This window comes from Paraburkholderia caffeinilytica (assembly GCF_046030355.1).
GTDB lineage: Bacteria > Pseudomonadota > Gammaproteobacteria > Burkholderiales > Burkholderiaceae > Paraburkholderia > Paraburkholderia caffeinilytica_B.
This window is the reverse complement of the sequence record NZ_JAQQCQ010000001.1, coordinates 499,129-515,291: the sequence shown is the minus strand read 5'-3', so window position 1 is coordinate 515,291 and position 16,163 is coordinate 499,129. Positions and strand designations below refer to the sequence as shown.

General features: G+C 62.6%; 16 protein-coding genes. 10 read left to right on the top strand and 6 right to left on the bottom strand.

Features of this window, described 5'->3' with window-relative positions; genetic code table 11:
* The first annotated feature begins 89 nt into the window (after positions 1-89).
* The 6 genes from PQQ95_RS02290 (at position 90) to PQQ95_RS02265 (ending at position 7,037) form a co-directional block, all read left to right on the top strand.
* Positions 90-692, top strand: a complete 603-nt coding sequence (locus PQQ95_RS02290) for a YbhB/YbcL family Raf kinase inhibitor-like protein (protein WP_408434461.1) — start codon at positions 90-92, stop codon at positions 690-692.
* Positions 693-963: 271 nt separating this feature from the next.
* Entirely contained in the window at positions 964-1,536 is a 573-nt protein-coding gene (locus PQQ95_RS02285; RefSeq protein WP_408434458.1) for a flavodoxin family protein, read from the top strand.
* Between the two features lie 285 nt (positions 1,537-1,821).
* Positions 1,822-2,769: an N-acetyl-gamma-glutamyl-phosphate reductase gene (argC, locus tag PQQ95_RS02280; RefSeq protein WP_408434456.1), complete on the top strand. Its 948-nt coding sequence runs from the start codon at positions 1,822-1,824 to the stop codon at positions 2,767-2,769.
* A 489-nt stretch (positions 2,770-3,258) separates the two neighbouring features.
* Positions 3,259-4,689 (top strand): DUF2957 domain-containing protein, encoded by a 1,431-nt coding sequence (locus PQQ95_RS02275; RefSeq protein WP_408434453.1) that lies wholly within the window; start codon positions 3,259-3,261, stop codon positions 4,687-4,689.
* Between the two features lie 100 nt (positions 4,690-4,789).
* Positions 4,790-6,040: a DUF2957 domain-containing protein gene (locus PQQ95_RS02270; RefSeq protein WP_408434450.1), complete on the top strand. Its 1,251-nt coding sequence runs from the start codon at positions 4,790-4,792 to the stop codon at positions 6,038-6,040.
* A 172-nt stretch (positions 6,041-6,212) separates the two neighbouring features.
* A complete protein-coding gene (locus tag PQQ95_RS02265; RefSeq protein WP_408434447.1) occupies positions 6,213-7,037 on the top strand; it encodes an OmpW/AlkL family protein in 825 nt (274 codons plus the stop codon).
* Positions 7,038-7,313: 276 nt separating this feature from the next.
* Here PQQ95_RS02265 and PQQ95_RS02260 read toward each other — a convergent pair whose 3' ends face one another.
* Both PQQ95_RS02260 and PQQ95_RS02255 read right to left on the bottom strand, forming a co-directional pair.
* The gene (locus PQQ95_RS02260; RefSeq protein ID WP_408434444.1) at positions 7,314-7,949 is read right to left on the bottom strand and encodes a LysE family translocator; all 636 of its coding nucleotides are present in this window, start codon (positions 7,947-7,949) and stop codon (positions 7,314-7,316) included.
* Positions 7,950-8,154: 205 nt separating this feature from the next.
* Positions 8,155-9,024 carry an NAD(P)-dependent oxidoreductase gene (locus tag PQQ95_RS02255; protein WP_408434441.1) on the bottom strand — a complete coding sequence of 290 codons (870 nt, stop codon included), beginning with the start codon at positions 9,022-9,024 and terminating at the stop codon, positions 8,155-8,157.
* Between the two features lie 94 nt (positions 9,025-9,118).
* On the opposite strand from PQQ95_RS02255, the gene PQQ95_RS02250 reads away from it, so the two are divergent.
* Together PQQ95_RS02250 and PQQ95_RS02245 are read left to right on the top strand one after the other, a co-directional pair.
* Entirely contained in the window at positions 9,119-9,874 is a 756-nt protein-coding gene (locus PQQ95_RS02250; RefSeq protein WP_408434438.1) for a Mut7-C RNAse domain-containing protein, read from the top strand.
* A 137-nt stretch (positions 9,875-10,011) separates the two neighbouring features.
* The gene (locus tag PQQ95_RS02245; protein ID WP_120347940.1) at positions 10,012-10,290 is read left to right on the top strand and encodes a hypothetical protein; all 279 of its coding nucleotides are present in this window, start codon (positions 10,012-10,014) and stop codon (positions 10,288-10,290) included.
* A gap of 146 nt (positions 10,291-10,436) precedes the next feature.
* Here the strand turns inward: PQQ95_RS02245 and PQQ95_RS02240 are convergent, their stop codons facing one another.
* The 4 genes from PQQ95_RS02240 to PQQ95_RS02225 form a co-directional block, all read right to left on the bottom strand.
* Positions 10,437-10,646 carry a hypothetical protein gene (locus tag PQQ95_RS02240; RefSeq protein ID WP_408434435.1) on the bottom strand — a complete coding sequence of 70 codons (210 nt, stop codon included), beginning with the start codon at positions 10,644-10,646 and terminating at the stop codon, positions 10,437-10,439.
* Positions 10,647-10,872: 226 nt separating this feature from the next.
* Positions 10,873-11,625: an IclR family transcriptional regulator domain-containing protein gene (locus PQQ95_RS02235; protein ID WP_408434432.1), complete on the bottom strand. Its 753-nt coding sequence runs from the start codon at positions 11,623-11,625 to the stop codon at positions 10,873-10,875.
* A 108-nt stretch (positions 11,626-11,733) separates the two neighbouring features.
* Positions 11,734-12,909, bottom strand: a complete 1,176-nt coding sequence (locus PQQ95_RS02230; protein ID WP_408434429.1) for an SDR family oxidoreductase — start codon at positions 12,907-12,909, stop codon at positions 11,734-11,736.
* An 84-nt stretch (positions 12,910-12,993) separates the two neighbouring features.
* Positions 12,994-13,710 carry a MipA/OmpV family protein gene (locus PQQ95_RS02225; RefSeq protein ID WP_494471474.1) on the bottom strand — a complete coding sequence of 239 codons (717 nt, stop codon included), beginning with the start codon at positions 13,708-13,710 and terminating at the stop codon, positions 12,994-12,996.
* A gap of 231 nt (positions 13,711-13,941) precedes the next feature.
* Between PQQ95_RS02225 and PQQ95_RS02220 the strand changes: the two genes are divergently transcribed.
* Together PQQ95_RS02220 and PQQ95_RS02215 are read left to right on the top strand one after the other, a co-directional pair.
* Positions 13,942-14,667, top strand: a complete 726-nt coding sequence (locus PQQ95_RS02220; protein WP_408434423.1) for a response regulator — start codon at positions 13,942-13,944, stop codon at positions 14,665-14,667.
* On the top strand, positions 14,668-16,125 hold the full coding sequence (locus PQQ95_RS02215; protein WP_408434420.1) for an ATP-binding protein: 1,458 nt from the start codon (positions 14,668-14,670) through the stop codon (positions 16,123-16,125).
* The last annotated feature ends 38 nt before the right edge of the window (positions 16,126-16,163 follow it).

Sequence of the window (16,163 nt, the reverse complement as noted above, 5' to 3'; positions counted from 1 at the left end):
GTTAGACTTGATTCGACCTTGGGGCACAAAATAGGGACAATAATCTTCGCGAGGACAACCGCCTCGCGCCCTGACAGGAGAACCGGCACATGCGCTCGCGTTGCCTGGTGGTTTCGCTTGCTTCGCTGCTCCGCCGTATGCCGTCCCTCACCTGCGCGATGCTGGGCCTCGCGCTATTCGGGGCGTATTGTCCTCACGCGTTCGCCGAGGGTACGTTCACGCTGACCAGCGCCAGCTTCCGTGCCGGCGGCACGGTGGACGCGGCTCAGGTTTTCAATCAGGACGACTGCAAAGGCGGCAATCGCTCACCGCAACTGACGTGGCGCGATGCGCCAGCCGGCACACGCAGCTTCGCGGTCACGATGTTCGACCAGGATGCGCCGGGCCGCGGCTGGTGGCACTGGGCCGTGGCGGCGATTCCGGCCACCGTCGACAATTTGCCGGAAAACGCCAGTTCGTCGGGTTTCCTGAAGAAACTCGGCGCGGTCGAAGCACGCAACGACTTCGATATCGACGGCTACGGCGGCCCTTGCCCACCGCCAGGAAAACCTCATCGCTACGTTGTGACCGTTTATGCGCTGAGCAGCGCGGACCTGCGCCTCGCTCAAGGACGCCCGGCGTTCATGTTCGATCACGAAATCGGCATCGCCACGCTCGGCAGCGCGCGGATAGTGGTCAACTACGGACGGTAGCGGCGCCCGTAGCCTTCTAACTCGCGTAGGTCAGCTTTGAGCCAAAGCGCGTCACACATCACGCCGGATGACGAGTGCGGCGAGTCGCGCCGGTTCGACACGCCGATGCGCGCATCGCTTGCATCGCATTGCCGCCGCCGCGGAATTTCTGTCATCCGCGCACGCTAATGTGCAACGGGGCAGCATAGGCGATGCTTGTCGATGTCGCGTCGCCACGTGCGCGCACCATTGCCGTACTTACCTCTGCTTTTTCATCTTGCCGGAGAGTGTCATGTCGAAGATCGTCATCGTTTATCACAGCGGCTACGGCCACACGAAGAAAGTCGCCGAGGCCGTGCTGGCCGGCACGCTCGAAGCCGGCGCAGAGGCCAGACTCATGCCGGTCGGCGAGGTCGACGACGCGGCCTGGGCAGAACTGGCAGCGGCCGACGCCATCATCTTCGGCGCGCCGACCTACATGGGCGGCCCCTCCGCCGACTTCAAGAAATTCGCCGACGCGAGTTCAAAACCGTGGTTCGGCCAGACGTGGAAGGACAAGATCGCGGCCGGCTTCACCAACTCCGCGACGATGAACGGCGACAAGTTTTCGACGATCCAGTACTTCGTCACGCTGGCAATGCAACACAGCATGATCTGGGTGGGCACCGGCATGATGCCGTCGAACACCAAGGCCGCGACCCGCAACGACCTGAACTACGTGGGCGGCTTCACCGGGCTGCTGGCGCAGTCCCCTGCGGATGCATCACCGGAAGAGGCGCCACCCGCAGGCGATCTGGAAACAGCACGCATGTTCGGCAAGCGCGTCGCGGACGTGACGGCGCGGTGGAACGCCGCGGCTCGATAACGCGTTGGTCCGGGGGCGCGTGTCAGGAAGCCTCAGCTCCGCCGTGTGAGTCTGAGGCGGCCGCCGCGCTCTTCACGAGACACACGGCGCCTGACAAGCGCCGTCAATCTGCCCCGAACCCACTCGCATCGGCTTGCATCTCTCGTTTAACCCGTCACGCGGATGTCACTTTCGGCGCGCATCGTCGTTTTTTTACCCTGTTTCGCACGTCCGCCGCTATCAGGTCTTAAAATAGCGTTCCGGCGCGGTGTCGCGCCCCGTTTCCAGCAAGCCAGTGAGATCGAGATGAGCACGAAAGTTTTTGTCGACGGACAGGAAGGCACGACCGGCCTGAAGATTTTCGAATACCTGTCGCAGCGCGCCGACGTGGAGATCCTGCGTATCGAAGAAGCGAAGCGCAAGGACCTCGACGAGCGCCGTCGTCTCATCAACGCATCGGACGTCACGTTCCTGTGCTTGCCGGATATCGCCTCGCGTGAGTCGGCCTCGCTGGTCGAGAACGAACACACCGTGCTGATCGATGCCAGCACCGCGTTCCGCACGTCTGCCGACTGGGCTTACGGCCTGCCCGAACTGGCCCGCTCGCAGCGCGAGCGTCTGCGCACCGCGAAACGCATCGCCGTGCCGGGCTGCCACGCATCGGCCTTCGTGCTGGCTATGCGTCCGCTCGTCGAAGCAGGCGTCGTGGCGCCGGAGTTCGCCGCGCACGCTTACTCGATCACCGGTTACAGCGGCGGCGGCAAGAAAATGATCGCCGACTACGAAGCCGGCGGTAACGACAAGCTCAAGAGTCCGCGCCCTTACGCACTCGGCCTCACGCACAAGCATCTGCCGGAAATGGCGGCGCATACGGGTCTGAAGTCGGCGCCGGTGTTCACGCCGATCGTCGGTGACTTCTACAAGGGCCTCGCGGTCACCACGTTCTTCTCGCCGAACCAGCTGGCCAAAAAGGCCACGCCGCAAGACGTACAGGCATTGTTCGCCGAGTACTACGCCGGCGAGGCCTTCGTGCACGTCGCGCCGTTCGACGCGGAAGCGAATCTCGACAGCGGCTTCTTCGACGTGCAGGCGAACAACGACACCAACCGTGTCGACCTGTTCGTGTTCGGCAATGAAGAACGCTTCGTGACTGTTGCGCGGCTCGATAACCTGGGCAAGGGTGCATCGGGCGCGGCGATCCAGTGCATGAACCTCGCGATCGGCGCTGCCGAAGAAGCCGGCTTGAAACGCTAAACAGGTTCAGGACGCAGACGGCATTTCACCGTCAATCCGCAGAAAAGCCGGTCTTTGCAGACCGGCTTTTCTGTTTTAAAAACCTGTATTCAAAATCTCTCTTTCGCCGTTAATCAGTAGTAGCCCGCATTACTTTAAAAATAAAAATCGGACTGCTCATCAAGCGCCGGTAATTCATTCCTCGAATTGACCCGCACAGCATAGTTTGCCGCATAGGGAAACTCCGGATTTTTTGTCGAACGGTCGTTCGAAGATGATAGAGCCATTTTGCTGCAACGCTTACCTGGTAAGGGTGTGCGACGAAGCAACGGCGCCGCGGCCGAGCCCAAAATTCCTTTTTTGTTTAAAAGGCCCTCCAAGCCCCAGATGGTGTGCACCCGGCAAACTTTTCGCTGTTTGAATCGATCTTTTTAGACGGCTCATTCAATTGACAGGCATTAACTGCGCAGCGAAATTAGTTCGCACAATTACAGGAAGGGAGACAGCAGTATGTCGCACGCCATTACTCGAGGCCTGGCGATGGCCATTGCCACGGCCCCACTTCTGATCGCTTGCGGTGGCGGCAAGTCCGACAATCCCGGCACGATCAACGCACCGCAATGCTCGGGCGCGAGCTGCGGCGTGCAAGGTCCGCCGACTTCGAACGCCGGAACCACCGCGCTATGTCCGGCCACGGCCGACATCGTCAAGAGCACGTTCCTGGGTGGCGCGGGTAGTGGCGAAGTGGTGCAGGTGAACATTGATGCGACGGCGATGACGTACACGCTGAAGTGGATCAAGTCACCGATTCCGTTGACTAACGCCGACGTCACAATCACACGCGAGGGCACGACGATCACCGGCGCGGTCATCCATCCGCCGACCGGCGCGCTACCCACCGCAGAGCAGATCCGTTGCGCGTTCATTCTTGGCAAAGGGACCGGCACTGCGGCAGCGAATGGCACGACGTATACAACGCCTGATTTCGTCAACAATCCGAACCCGCCGACCATCCTCGTTGGCCAAGGCGTGGCCGGTGGTGGCATCCCCGGCGCGGACGTCGAATATGACGGGCTGACGATCATTCCGGGCGTTATCGAGAACGTCGGCGCAGTGCCCGCCCGGCATTTCGATTTTTATCCGTTCCTTGGTTTTGCGAGCACGACGACGGACCTCTCCAAGCTCGCGGGCACTTACAACGGCCTGTTGTATCACCTCGTCCCATCGGGCTCGTATGCGGCAACGGCGACCAACACCGTTGAAACCTTCGATGCGAGCGGCAATTGCACCGGCTCGAATACGCCCAACGCTGCCTTCACGCCAAGCCCAAGCGGCTGTCTCTCGACCGGCACGGCATGGACGGTCAACAGCGCGGGTTATTTCGACAGCCAGAACGCGCCGCAGATTGGCGCGCAACTGAAGCTGCCGCCTTTGAACCAGCCAAGCGGCATTTCGGCGCAAGCACACATGATTCTCGGCCAGATCAATGGCGCAACAGTCCCGCTCGTCATCCGCACTGGCTCCGTGAATCTCGGCACGCCGCCGCTGCATCTCGACGCCAAGGTCGACGACGAATCCGGCATCGCGATGCTCGCCGCAGCCACGCCGCTTGCATCGGGTGGTTTCGACGGCGGCTACGTTGGCGCGGATTCGAACTTCAAGTCCACCGCAGCGTTGATTCAGGGCGGTGCGGGCACCTTCATCAACCCGTCGACATCTGCAGCGGAAGACCATTTCGCCCTGAGCTACGGTCTGTCGAGCCCCGGACTGGTTGGCGTCCAGCATCCAAACGGAACCGGCCTCGCGATTGCCTCCGGCGGACTGTATGCAATCGAGATTCAAACCACGGTCAATGGCGGCGTTGCGCCGACTTCGCAACTTAACAGCAGCACCGCGTCCAGCGCCCCCTACTTCGGCATCGGCGCACAGATCAGCAAGTAACGAACGAAGGACCGGCAGTTCGCAGTACGAGACATAAATAGAGCAAATGGTGGCTGGACTGGGAGTCGGCCACACACAACGAGAAAATTCTGGAGGCAGTATGAAATGGAGAATCCTTTCGGTGCTCGCTCTTGCAGCACCGTTTCTGGGGGCGTGCAGTGGCGGCGGCGGCGGTAATGGCGACGGACCGGTGACGGAAGTTCGCCTGTGTCCTTCTTCGCTCGACTACAGCACGGTGTTCACGGGCGGCGGCGGTGACGGCGAACTGGTCAAGCTGCAGCTGGACACCACCAAGATGACGTGGCAGATCAACTACATCGAATCGCCGATCCCGGCGGCCACCGGCACGGTCGCACCGACGCGCGCTGGCCAGACCGCAAGCGGCACGCTGACCCAGGAAACCCTGCTGCCAACTCAGAAGCTCAACCAGTGCGCCTTCCGCCTGAACGGCGCCAGTCTCGACCCGAATCGTCCGGCGCGTATTTTCGTTGGCGAGGGCGTGGCAGGCGGCACGATCCCGGGTGCGGAAATTTCGTTCGGCGGGATTCTGGGCGTAGGCGCGGTGCCTGACACCACGTTCCCGTACTACCCGTTCATCGGTTTCTCGTCGATTGAAAAGAACCTGGCGAACGTGGTCGGCACCTACAACCAGCTCGGCTATCACCAGGTTCCGTCGCAGAACTTCGCGCCGGTCGCGGTCGATACGAAGATCACGATCAATGCGGACGGCACGTGGACCGAATGTGACAACTCCGGTGTCAACGCGGGTTCGTGCCAGCAGCCTGGTACGAACTTCGTGCAGTCGTCGGACGGCAGCGGCGCGTTCGAAACCGACAAGTTCCTGGGTCAGGCCAAACCGACGCTCGCCACCACACCAAAGGCACGCGGCTACATGATCGTCGGCAAACTGCGCAACCAGGTGGTGCCGATCCTCGTGCGAACCGGCGCGGCGAACTCATCGGTGACGACGCCGGTGAATGGCGAACTCGGTCCGTACGCGGACGACGAATCGGGCATCTCGATTCTGTCGCCGCAAACTTCGGTCGCCGTGAACTCGCAAAACGGTGAGTACATCGGCGTGGATAGCCAGTTCAACTACCGCACCACCGCGCTCGAAGGCACGGAGGCCACGCTGCTCGATCCGTTCAATGCATCGCAGGCATCGCTCGCGACGGCCCTGAATCTGGACTACACGCAGGCCGTGCCGGGGGTGGTGACGACCACGCAAGTGGGCGCCTCGACGGGCACCACGCCGACCGGAAAGATGATCTTCACAGGTGGCGTGTTCGGCTACCTCGATCTGACTAATGCGGCCTCGCCGTACTTCACGATCGGCGCCTTCGTCCAGTAATGGACGCAGCACGCGCCGCCGATAGCAACGAGGCGTTCGCGTCCCGGCTGCTGCGCACAGCAATAGCGCAGCAGCCGGCGTCCACCGAGTATCCAGCGCACCGGCCGGGCAGTCAGGCCGCCGTCGCTCGACGCGCGCGACGAACGTAACGCGCGCCCCAGGGAGGAACAACATGAAAAGAATTTATTTCGCGATACTGGCCGCCTGCCTGTCAGTCAACGCGTACGCACAACACGCCGGCGACAACGTCGCCGTGCTCGGCTGGTTCCACGTCATGCCGCAGGATTCGAGCACGCCGCTGACCACCAACGTCGCCCCGACGCCGATCAATACGCCGCTGCGTCTGCCGAGTTCGTTCACCTCTGCCGGCACGGGGTTGTCGACCAGTAGTTCCAATACCGTCGGCCTCGTCTTCAGCCACTACCTCACCGATCACATCGCCGTGTCGACGGTGGCAGGCGTACCGCCGGTTTTCAAGCTCTACGGGCATGGCACCGTCAAACCACCGGGACCGGCAGGGGCACTCGGCCAGCAGAATCTGGGCGATCCGCAGGCGAATCCGATCGTGAAGAGCGTGCGCCAGTGGAGCCCGGCGCTCCTGTTCCAGTACTACTTCAATGCGCCGACAGCCAAGTTCAGACCGTTCGTCGGCATCGGCGTGTCGTATAACTGGTTCTCCGACGTTCAGCTGAGCCAGAACTTCGTGACCGCGACGCAGAACAATCTCGGTTCAGTGCTGGCAGCGGGCGCGGGCAAACCCGGGCAGACGCAGGTATCGGCGAAGGCGTCGTCGTCCTGGCAACCGGTGTTCAATGCGGGCCTCTCGTACAACATCACCGACCACTGGGGTCTCGTGGCATCGGTCACGTACATTCCGCTGAAGACCACCTCGTCGGTCATCATCAAGGCGGCGGACGGCACGGAACTGGGGGTCTCGAAAGCGGAGCTGAAAGCCGATCCGATCATTTCGTTCCTGGCCGTCTCCTATAAGTTCTGAGTTCGGCGCAGATGTGACAAAGCCGGCGGCCTCGCGAAAGGGGCCAGCCGGCTTTGTCTTTTCTGAAGGATGCTGGAAATTCAGGGCAAAAAAAAGCCCGCCTAATTGGGCGGGCTGAATCCATATCAGAGGAGACATGGAGGAGACAAGACAGACTATAGCAAATGGTTTGGTGCGCCGCAACATGCAAATTAGGGTTGACCCTCGACGTTGTATAGACACAACACCTTTGCCAATTCATTGCCGCCTGCGCCGGCGGCCTCGCCCGTCGCTCCTCTAATGCCGTACCAGCGCCATCATCGCGCCGAAGCCGACGAACACGCCGCCCGTCAGACGATTGAACATCCTCGCGACGCTGCGACTCTTCAATCTGGCGCCGATCCGCGTGCCGAAACCGGCATACACCAGGTACCAGCTCACTTCGATCACCGCAAAAGTCGCGACGAGCACGCCAAACTGCGGCAGCTTGGGCTGTGCGGCGTCGATGAATTGCGGCAGCAGCGCGGCGGCGAACAAGATGGCTTTGGGGTTGCTGCTCGCCACCAGGAAACCGTTGCGAAACAAGGCGAGGCGCGAGCGCGCGGGCCTGGCGGTGAGTTCGTCGACCGCGCCGGCAGCGCCTTCGTCAGCCGGCGCCCGCCATGCCTTGATGCCCAGATAAACGAGATAGGCCGCGCCGATCATGCGCAGCGCGTTGAACATGGTCGGCCATGCGACGAGAAAGACGCCGAGGCCCGCCGCCGACACCGCCAGCATCAGCACAAGCGCCGAGAGGCAACCTGCCATGGTCGCGCTGGAACGGCGCAGTCCGTGCTGGGCGCCGTGCGTCATTACCAGCAGCATGTTCGGACCGGGAATCGCGGAAACGACGAAAACAGTGGCGGCAAACAGCCACCAAGTATGCAGACTCATTGGGATGTCGAGGTGACAAGGAATCGGACGGCTATTATGCCCGCCCGGAAGGATCCGCGGCGTCGCCCCGTCGCACGGACCCGACGCGAATTATGGCGCGCAAGCGCCGCAGCCTTGCGGCGAAGCGTGCCAATCCGATGGCCGAGTTCGGCCTCCACCACGGAGATACCAAGCGCGCCGTTAAGCGCGGCGCTCCAAGCCCCGCTTAGCGCCCTGCCCGCCGCGCCGCCACTTGCCCCAGCACGGCGAAGTCCTTCTCGCCGTCGCCGTGCGCGACTGCTTCGATCAGGCTGTCACGCACGACACTCGCAACCGGCAGCGGCGTGTTGACCGCATCTGCGGCCGCCAGCGCAAGGCGCAGGTCTTTCAGTCCGAGGCGCGCCTTGAAGAGCGCCGGTTCGTAGTGCTGCTCCGCGATCATCTTGCCGTAGCCCGAATAGACCGGTCCTGGGAACAGGCCACTCGTAATGACGTCGAGGAAATCCTGCATGGCGAGGCCGTGGCCGGTCACGAGCGTGGCCGCCTCGCCGAGCGTCTCGACGGCTGCACCCAACATGAAGTTAGCCGCGAGTTTCATCACATTCGCCTGCTGCGGCAGCGAACCGATGCGCCAGGTTTTCTGGCCGATCGCGTCGAAAATCGGCTGCACGCGATCGATCGACTCGGCCGGGCCGCCCGCCACGATCGTCAGCTTGCCGGCCGCCGCGACGTCGGGCCGCCCCAGCACCGGTGCCGCGACGTAATGAATGCCGCGCGACGCATGCGCCGTCGCCAGTTCCTCGGCCAGCGCCACCGAAATCGTCGCCATGTTCACGTGGATCAGGCCGCGCGGGGCATGTTCCAGCAGCGACGCGGTGATGACTTCGCGCAGCGCGGCATCGTCGGCGAGCATCGAGAGCACGGCGTCGCCTGCAAACGCTTCAGCCGGCGTCGCGACGATCCGCGCACCGGCGTCGGCGAGCGGCTGAGCGCGTTCTGGCGAGCGATTCCACACGCGCACCTGGTGCCCGGCTTTCAAAATGTTTGCAACCATCGCGGCGCCCATCTCGCCGAGACCGATAAAACCGATGTCCATCTGTTGCTCCGTCTTCTAAGGAACTGGAAGTAAAGCACACCCATGCGACACCTGCAGGACAGCGCGCAATTAAACACGGTGCGATACTGCTGCGATGGTCACCGCGACATTCCGCTTCTATGAGGAGCTGAACGATTTTCTCGCCCGGCCCCTGCGCCGGCGCGCGTTCAGCTACGCCTGCGCGCACGGCGCGACCACGAAACACATGATCGAAGTGCTCGGCGTGCCGCATACCGAAGTCGAGCTGATTCTGGTGAATGGCGAGTCGGTCGGTTTCAATCATCCGCTCTCAGACGGCGATCGCATCGCCGTTTATCCGAAGTTTGAAGCGCTCGACATCCAGCCGCTCTTGCGCGTGCGCGAACATCCGCTGCGCGTGGTGCGCTTCATTGCCGATGCGCATCTGGGCGGCCTCGCCCCGCTGCTGCGGCTTGCCGGCTTCGACACGCTCTACGACAACCACTATCCCGACGCCGATATCGAAGCGCTTGCCGCCGCACAGCAGCGCATCGTGCTCACGCGCGATCGTGAGCTATTGAAACGCCGCACCATCACGCATGGCTGCTACGTACGCACGCTGCGGCCACGCGAACAATTGCGCGAAGTGTTTGAAAGGCTCGATCTGGCCGGCAGCGCGCAGCCGTTCCGTTTGTGTCTGATGTGCAATGCGCCGCTGCGGCGTATCGCCAAAGATGAAGTCGGCAATCGGGCGCCCGACGGCGTGCTGGAACGGCATAACCAGTTTGTCACCTGCGACGTATGCCGGCGCGTGTTCTGGGAAGGCACGCACTGGCAGCGCATGCGGGCACTGATGGACAGCGTGGCCGGCGCGCCGGAACCGCCGATTTGAAAGCCGCCCGATGATTCGGTTTCCACGAAGCCTGAGCACGGCGCCAACACCGCGCAGGTGCGGAATCGGCGCCGCTCGCTCGACGCCCGGCGCGATGCGTACAATGCGGGATTACTTATCTGGCAGAGGCCTTCCGTATGGCGATGAAAAAGACCGACCTTGAAAAGAACAAGGCACTCAAGCTGAACAACGCAATGAAACTGTCGACCGCCGACCGCTTCGGCAAAGCCGCTGCCGCCGATCCGAAGCTCGATCGCCGCGAACAGCGCAAGCTCGATCAGGCTCAGGGCCTCGTCGCGTTCGCCTGCAAGCTAAATGGCGATCTGGTGACGGAACTGAAAGAACGGGCCGCTACCCATCCGGAAGGCATGACCGGATTGCTGAACGAAGTCATCAAGCGCGGCCTCGCAGGCTAAACGCCACGAAAAACCGCCGCGCCATGCAAAAAGGCCAGAGCAGAAACTCTGGCCTTTTTGCTGGCGACGTTTGACCGGAACCGCGCCGCGCTAGCGGCACGCAGCAGGGAACCGGCAGGGTTCGCCCGACGCAACCAAGCGTGAGCTTAGTTTGCCGCGCCCTTGTCGTTCGTGCCGGCTGCCGAAGCTGCTGCCGAAACCGGAGCGCGCTTACCGTGCGTCTTCAGCTTCTTGACGTGGTGCTTCGGCGCGCTAGCTGCAGCGGCCGGCGCTGCTGCGTCCGATGCCTGTGCGAAAGCTTGAACGGAGACCAGCGCGATCGAAGCGGCTGCGAGCGAGACGATAAATTTTTTCATGTGTTGTTCCCCAAACCTGGACGACTGAGTCAATGTGAATGAAATAGTTGCACGGTGAAGCAGACAGGGCTTGAGGCGCCTTCCCGCTCCCCGCGGGAGAGTATTACGCAGTGTAGGCGGTTTGTCATGCCCAAAACTCGATATGTATTTTCCGGGAGACAGCTTGCTTTCGTCATGCTTTCACTCGTTAAGCAGACCATATCAGGGAGATTACCTAGTCCCGCTTTCAGACCAGATTTCGCAGCAGACTGGCGGTTTCCTGGAGGGTCGGCAGCACCCGGTGCAGCGCGGCATTCGCTGATTCCTGGCCGATCGGCATACTCACGCTGATCGCCGCCACAACCGAGCCATGCCGGTCACGCAACGGCACCGCGACACCGCGCATGCCCAGCTCCAGTTGCTGGTCGGTGACGACATAACCATCGCGGCGGATTTCTCCCAGCACTTCGCGCAAGCGCTCGACGGTCGAATACGTATACGGCGTGAATACCTTGATCGGATAGGACGCCAGCCACTGGTCGATGCTTTCCGGCGCCTGAAAGGCCAGCAGGACCAATCCCGCCGACGACAGCGGCGCGCTCGCCCGCGAGCCGAGCACGAATCCGACCGCCATCGCCCGGTTCACGCCGTTGCGGGCGACGTAGACCACGTCGTGTTCGTCGAGAATCGCGACCAGCGCGGTTTCCTGCAAGGTCGCGGTGATGCGCTGAAGAAACGGCTGCACGGTGCGCGGCAAGCGCGCTGAATCCAGATACGACTGACCGAGCCGCAATACGCGCGGCGCGAGCCAGAACAGCTTGCCGTCGGTATCCACGTAGCCGAGTTCGCGCAGCGTCAGCAGATAGCGGCGCGCCGCCGTGCGCGAAAGCCCGGCGCGGCCGGCCACCATGGTCGGCGTCATGCGCGCGTGCTCTTCGTCGAATGCTTCGATGATCGCCAGCGCCTTTGCGGCGCCCGCGATCCAGTCTTTCTCGTCCATTGCATCTGCCTGAATGTCGGCCTGTCCGGTGGGTCAGCGATGTTTTAAGTCGTCTGGCCGTTGCGCGATTATCGCGCGAGTCGCTTGCGGCATAACCGGCCGACCGCTTTATTTGAAGTCCCAGCGCATCTGCTCGGCGATCCCTACCCCGCGCGAGGTCCGCACACATTCGCTCACGTAGTCCGTGAAGGGCAGCGGTTCGAAGCCGATCTCGTCACGCAGACGGCGGTTGTCGAACGCGTAGTCCAGCTCCGCGAAACCGGCGTACAAACGCAGCGCGTGCTCGATCAGGCGGCCGCTTCCGCATCGGTCGCGGCCCACCACCTCGCGTGCGATCTTGCCGAAGTCGCGCACGCGGCACATCGAATAGCGGCGCCCCGAGGTGCCGGTGGCTTCGTCCATCGCGCTGATGATCTGACCGATGGTGGGCGCTTCCGAACCCGCCGACACGTGATACGTATCGAAAGCCAGCGACGGCTTCACCGCCAGCAGGGCGAGCGCACGCGCGCAGTCGTCGGCGGACACCACGTCGATGCGGTTCATCGCCCGCGCCGTGAAGCGCCGCGCGCCGTGCACCACGCGAAACACCCAGAACAGACTCGCCGACGGCAATGTACCGAGCACCGTGTGACCGACCACGCTCGACGGTCGCACCACCACCAGCGGCAATCGCGGATACGTGCTGCGCAATAGACGTTCGACCTCGCGTTTGCTTTGTGTGTAGGGCACGAGGTGGCGCGTCTCGCCATAGCCGAACGGAGATTCCTGCACGTTCGCGCCGCATTGCGTGCCGCACGCCATCGCCGTGCTCACGTGCAGAAAGCGCCGCAGCGTTTTGCTGCCGACAAAACGCGACGCAAAACGCAAGGTGTCGCGCACATTCGTATCGAGCACTTGCGGATGCGTAGAGAATGAGGCGAGACCGGCGCAGTTGATCACGTGCGATGCCCTGCCGAGCCGCGCCAGATCGATCTCCGAAAACGCGCTGCCAAGCTCGCCGACCATCACGTTCGCTTCCGTGATTCGCTGAGCGCGCGAATACGGCCCGCAGCGCACCGCCGAAGCACGCAGCCGCGCGAGCGCGTCGGCCGTACTGGCGCCGCGCACCAGACACACCATGCGTTCAACCAGACCGGCGTTAATCAGGGTCACCAGCAGATTGCCGCCGATAAAACCGGTCGCACCGGTCAGCAGCACACTGTCGACGCCCATCGCCCGCGCGCGTGCCGGCGATACCAGGCTGTCCTGCCAGGCATTGGACAAAGGGGTTTGCCATGCAAACATCGCGAGCTCCTTGCGGGAACGTCAGGTTGTCGAAACGTCGATCCGGACAACCGGTCAATGGCACCAGGCGTATCGGCAAGCGCATCAATACCGATACGTCAGCGCCGAAATCGCGAAGTAGTTGTTCTTCGACTGCACGATCGGACTATTCGCCGAGGCGCCGAGCAGCCGCGTCACGCCGCCTTCGGTATGCACCGACCAGCGCGGCGAAAACATGTACGTCCAGCCGGCCGACACCTTCGCGCTGTCGAATCCGCCTTTCACCGCATACGGTTGAAACCGGCTCGCAGCCGCCTGTGCTTCGGTAACGCCGAAGAAGGTCTGCGTGTACCTGCCGCTACCGGCATGCACGCTGCCCGTGATGCTGATGTCGTTGTCGACGGTTTGCAGCACCGGCACGGTCAGATCGACGTGCCCGCTGGTGCCGCGACCGGTATTTGTTAAAGGCTGGTCCAGCGTGATGCTGATGGTCGACGGACCGAACAGATGCGCCCCGACCTGCACGGACGCCATCACCGAACCAGGAATCCGGCCCATGCCCTTCAGGTAGTCGGAGCCGGGCAAGTCGGCGCGATTGCGATCGGTGCGGCCGAAGTCGTAGCTCAGCGCCGCCGACGCGAACAGCCCGTTAGCAAAGGTGTGCTTGTAACCGAGACCATCCGTTGGGCTCAGAAAGATGCCGTTGCTGAACTCGGCGGCGATCAGCGGCGCGACGAACGGACGGTAATCGCGGCTGCCCTGATAGCGTGGCGCCACGCCGCCGGCCAGCGAAAACATATAGAAATTCTCGGCGCAGGCCATCGACGAACAGGTCAGGCCAAACAGCGGAACACACAGATAAGAGAGGCGTTTGCGCACGATCAGGACTTTTTATTTGAGACGGAAGCCGCAGTCTAGGGACGCCGCCTCGCCATGTCTGTCCTGAAGTTGGGGGAATGTGTGCGCAATTGTGTTCAAGTGTTCGCGAATGTTCGCGGCGTATCCGGCACGCGTGCGCGCGGATAGAATCGGCGCCTGATAGCGGAGACCGATATGAATGAAGCCCCCCTCAAGACCAGCGTGCTGCTGATCGAGGACGACGATCGCCTCGCGCAGTTGATCGGGGAATATCTGAACAGCTACGAATTCAGCGTGACGATCGTGCGACGTGGCGACACAGCCGTGGCTGCCGTGCGCGTGCACAAACCGGCGCTGGTAATTCTCGACCTGATGCTGCCGAATATGGACGGCATGGAAGTCTGCCGACGCATTCGCAGTTTCTCGCGCGTACCGGTGCTGATCCTGACGGCGCGCGTCGACGTGTTCGATCAGATCGCCGGTCTGGAAACCGGTGCCGACGACTACGTCGTCAAGCCGATCGAGCCGCGCGTACTGGTCGCGCGTGCGCGTGCCTTGCTGCGGCGCGCGCAGCCGGCCGAAAGCGGGGGGCCGTCCCCCCAGGACGACACGCTGGCCTTCGGTGAGCTGGTGATCTCGCCGCCCGACCGCGCCGTGAGTTGGCGTGGCCAGCCGGTCGATCTGAAGACCGCCGAATACAACCTGCTGCTGATCCTCGCGCGCGCCGCCGGCACCGTGCTGAGCCGCGACGATATTCTCAAGCAACTGCGCGGCATCGAATTCGACGGTCTCGACCGTACCGTCGACGCCGGAATCTCACGGCTGCGCCGGCGCTTTGAAGACGCCTCGCCCGAGCCGCACAAAATCAAGACGATCTGGGGCCGCGGCTATCTGTTCAGCCCGTCGGCGTGGGAGGAATAAATGCTCCGCTCGCTGATCCGGCTTTATCTGATCGTTGTCATCGGCGGTGGCCTTGCCATCGTATTCATCAATCAATCGTTCACGTTCCTGTTTTATGAGCGCGGAACGGAAGCCGAGCGCCTCGCCGACAGCGCCTACTCGTTCGTACTCGACGACTACCTGCAAAGACATGCGGGCCCGCAACGCGCCGAGGCGCTCGCGCAACTGCAACAGCATGGCCGCAACGGCTTCGCGTTAATGACGATCGACGACGTCAAACCCCGCGTGGGTGAGCGCCAATGGCACGAGCTGCTCGAGGGCAAGCTGGTGCTGAACGACGATGCCACGAGTTACTACCTGCCTCTCTCGGACGGCACTGTCGTCCACGCCCGCCGTAGCGAACCTGCGAACCTCGACATTCAGGCGCTTGCCTATGCGGTGCTCGCGCTGGCCACGCTGATTTCAGTAATCGTGTGGGTGCATTATCACTGGCGCGATCTGCGCAAGCTGGAAGCCGCGGCGCGTGCATTCGGCTCCGGTAGGCTGTCGACTCGCGCGCAGTTGTCGAAGAAGTCGAACATCTTCGAGTTATCGCAACAATTCAACGAAATGGCGCGGCAAATCGAAGCGTCGATCCTGCATCAGCGCGAGATGATGCATGGCATCTCGCACGAGTTGAAAACGCCGCTTGCGCGGCTCGAGTTCGGACTTGCGCTGTTGGAGTCGCCGGAGTCGCCCGACCGGCGGCGTGAACGGCAACTCGCGCTGCGCAAAGATGTGCGCGAACTCGATGAACTCGTCACCGAACTGCTGACGTTGAGCCGGCTGGAACAAGGCGAAGGGCACCTGGTGTTGATGCAGGTGTCGGTGGATGAGTTGCTCGACAGCGTCGCCGCGAGCATGTCCAACGATGTTGCCGACCGCTCGCTGATGCTGTCGGTCAGCACGGCTGGCGTGCCGCCTGCCGATGCCGCTGTCGGTGTACCTGCTGCTCGTCGGGCCGCGGCCGGGATGCCAGCTACGAGAATGCCGGAAGGTGGAACGCTGGCCGCCCCTATGCCGACAGCCCGCACGCACGCGTATCATGTCTGCGATCCCAAACTGGTCGCGCGCGCCCTGCTGAATCTGCTTCGCAACAGTACCCGTTACGCGCAGCAGGCGATTTCATTGAGCGCAGCGGCCGGCCCGGCAGGTGCACTGGTGCTGATCGTCGAGGACGACGGCCCCGGTATTCCCCTCGCCGACCGCGACCGCGTGTTCGAACCATTTCACCGGCTCGATTGCAGCCGTGACCGGCATACCGGCGGCTTCGGCCTTGGTCTCGCGATCGTGCGGCGCGTCGCGCTGGTTCATGGCGGCGACGTGCGGCTCGAAGAAGCGGCCTCGGGTGGCGCGCGTTTTGTGATCACCTTGCCCACGTTGCCGTTGCCGGTGCCCGTGAAGGGGTCCGTGCAGCAAGACGCCGTGCATCATGCTTAAGCCGTGAACGCTTTGTTAGAACAACCGAACTCGAAAAT

Bases quoted from the DNA above. Each gene is read 5' to 3' on its own strand.
- PQQ95_RS02290 (WP_408434461.1), top strand. From the start codon at position 90: ATGCGCTCGCGTTGCCTGGTGGTTTCGCTTGCTTCGCTGCTCCGCCGT.
- PQQ95_RS02285 (WP_408434458.1), top strand. From the start codon at position 964: ATGTCGAAGATCGTCATCGTTTATCACAGCGGCTACGGCCACACGAAG.
- argC (WP_408434456.1), top strand. From the start codon at position 1,822: ATGAGCACGAAAGTTTTTGTCGACGGACAGGAAGGCACGACCGGCCTG.
- PQQ95_RS02275 (WP_408434453.1), top strand. From the start codon at position 3,259: ATGTCGCACGCCATTACTCGAGGCCTGGCGATGGCCATTGCCACGGCC.
- PQQ95_RS02270 (WP_408434450.1), top strand. From the start codon at position 4,790: ATGAAATGGAGAATCCTTTCGGTGCTCGCTCTTGCAGCACCGTTTCTG.
- PQQ95_RS02265 (WP_408434447.1), top strand. From the start codon at position 6,213: ATGAAAAGAATTTATTTCGCGATACTGGCCGCCTGCCTGTCAGTCAAC.
- PQQ95_RS02260 (WP_408434444.1), bottom strand. From the start codon at position 7,949: ATGAGTCTGCATACTTGGTGGCTGTTTGCCGCCACTGTTTTCGTCGTT.
- PQQ95_RS02255 (WP_408434441.1), bottom strand. From the start codon at position 9,024: ATGGACATCGGTTTTATCGGTCTCGGCGAGATGGGCGCCGCGATGGTT.
- PQQ95_RS02250 (WP_408434438.1), top strand. From the start codon at position 9,119: ATGGTCACCGCGACATTCCGCTTCTATGAGGAGCTGAACGATTTTCTC.
- PQQ95_RS02245 (WP_120347940.1), top strand. From the start codon at position 10,012: ATGGCGATGAAAAAGACCGACCTTGAAAAGAACAAGGCACTCAAGCTG.
- PQQ95_RS02240 (WP_408434435.1), bottom strand. From the start codon at position 10,646: ATGAAAAAATTTATCGTCTCGCTCGCAGCCGCTTCGATCGCGCTGGTC.
- PQQ95_RS02235 (WP_408434432.1), bottom strand. From the start codon at position 11,625: ATGGACGAGAAAGACTGGATCGCGGGCGCCGCAAAGGCGCTGGCGATC.
- PQQ95_RS02230 (WP_408434429.1), bottom strand. From the start codon at position 12,909: ATGTTTGCATGGCAAACCCCTTTGTCCAATGCCTGGCAGGACAGCCTG.
- PQQ95_RS02225 (WP_494471474.1), bottom strand. From the start codon at position 13,710: ATGGCCTGCGCCGAGAATTTCTATATGTTTTCGCTGGCCGGCGGCGTG.
- PQQ95_RS02220 (WP_408434423.1), top strand. From the start codon at position 13,942: ATGAATGAAGCCCCCCTCAAGACCAGCGTGCTGCTGATCGAGGACGAC.
- PQQ95_RS02215 (WP_408434420.1), top strand. From the start codon at position 14,668: ATGCTCCGCTCGCTGATCCGGCTTTATCTGATCGTTGTCATCGGCGGT.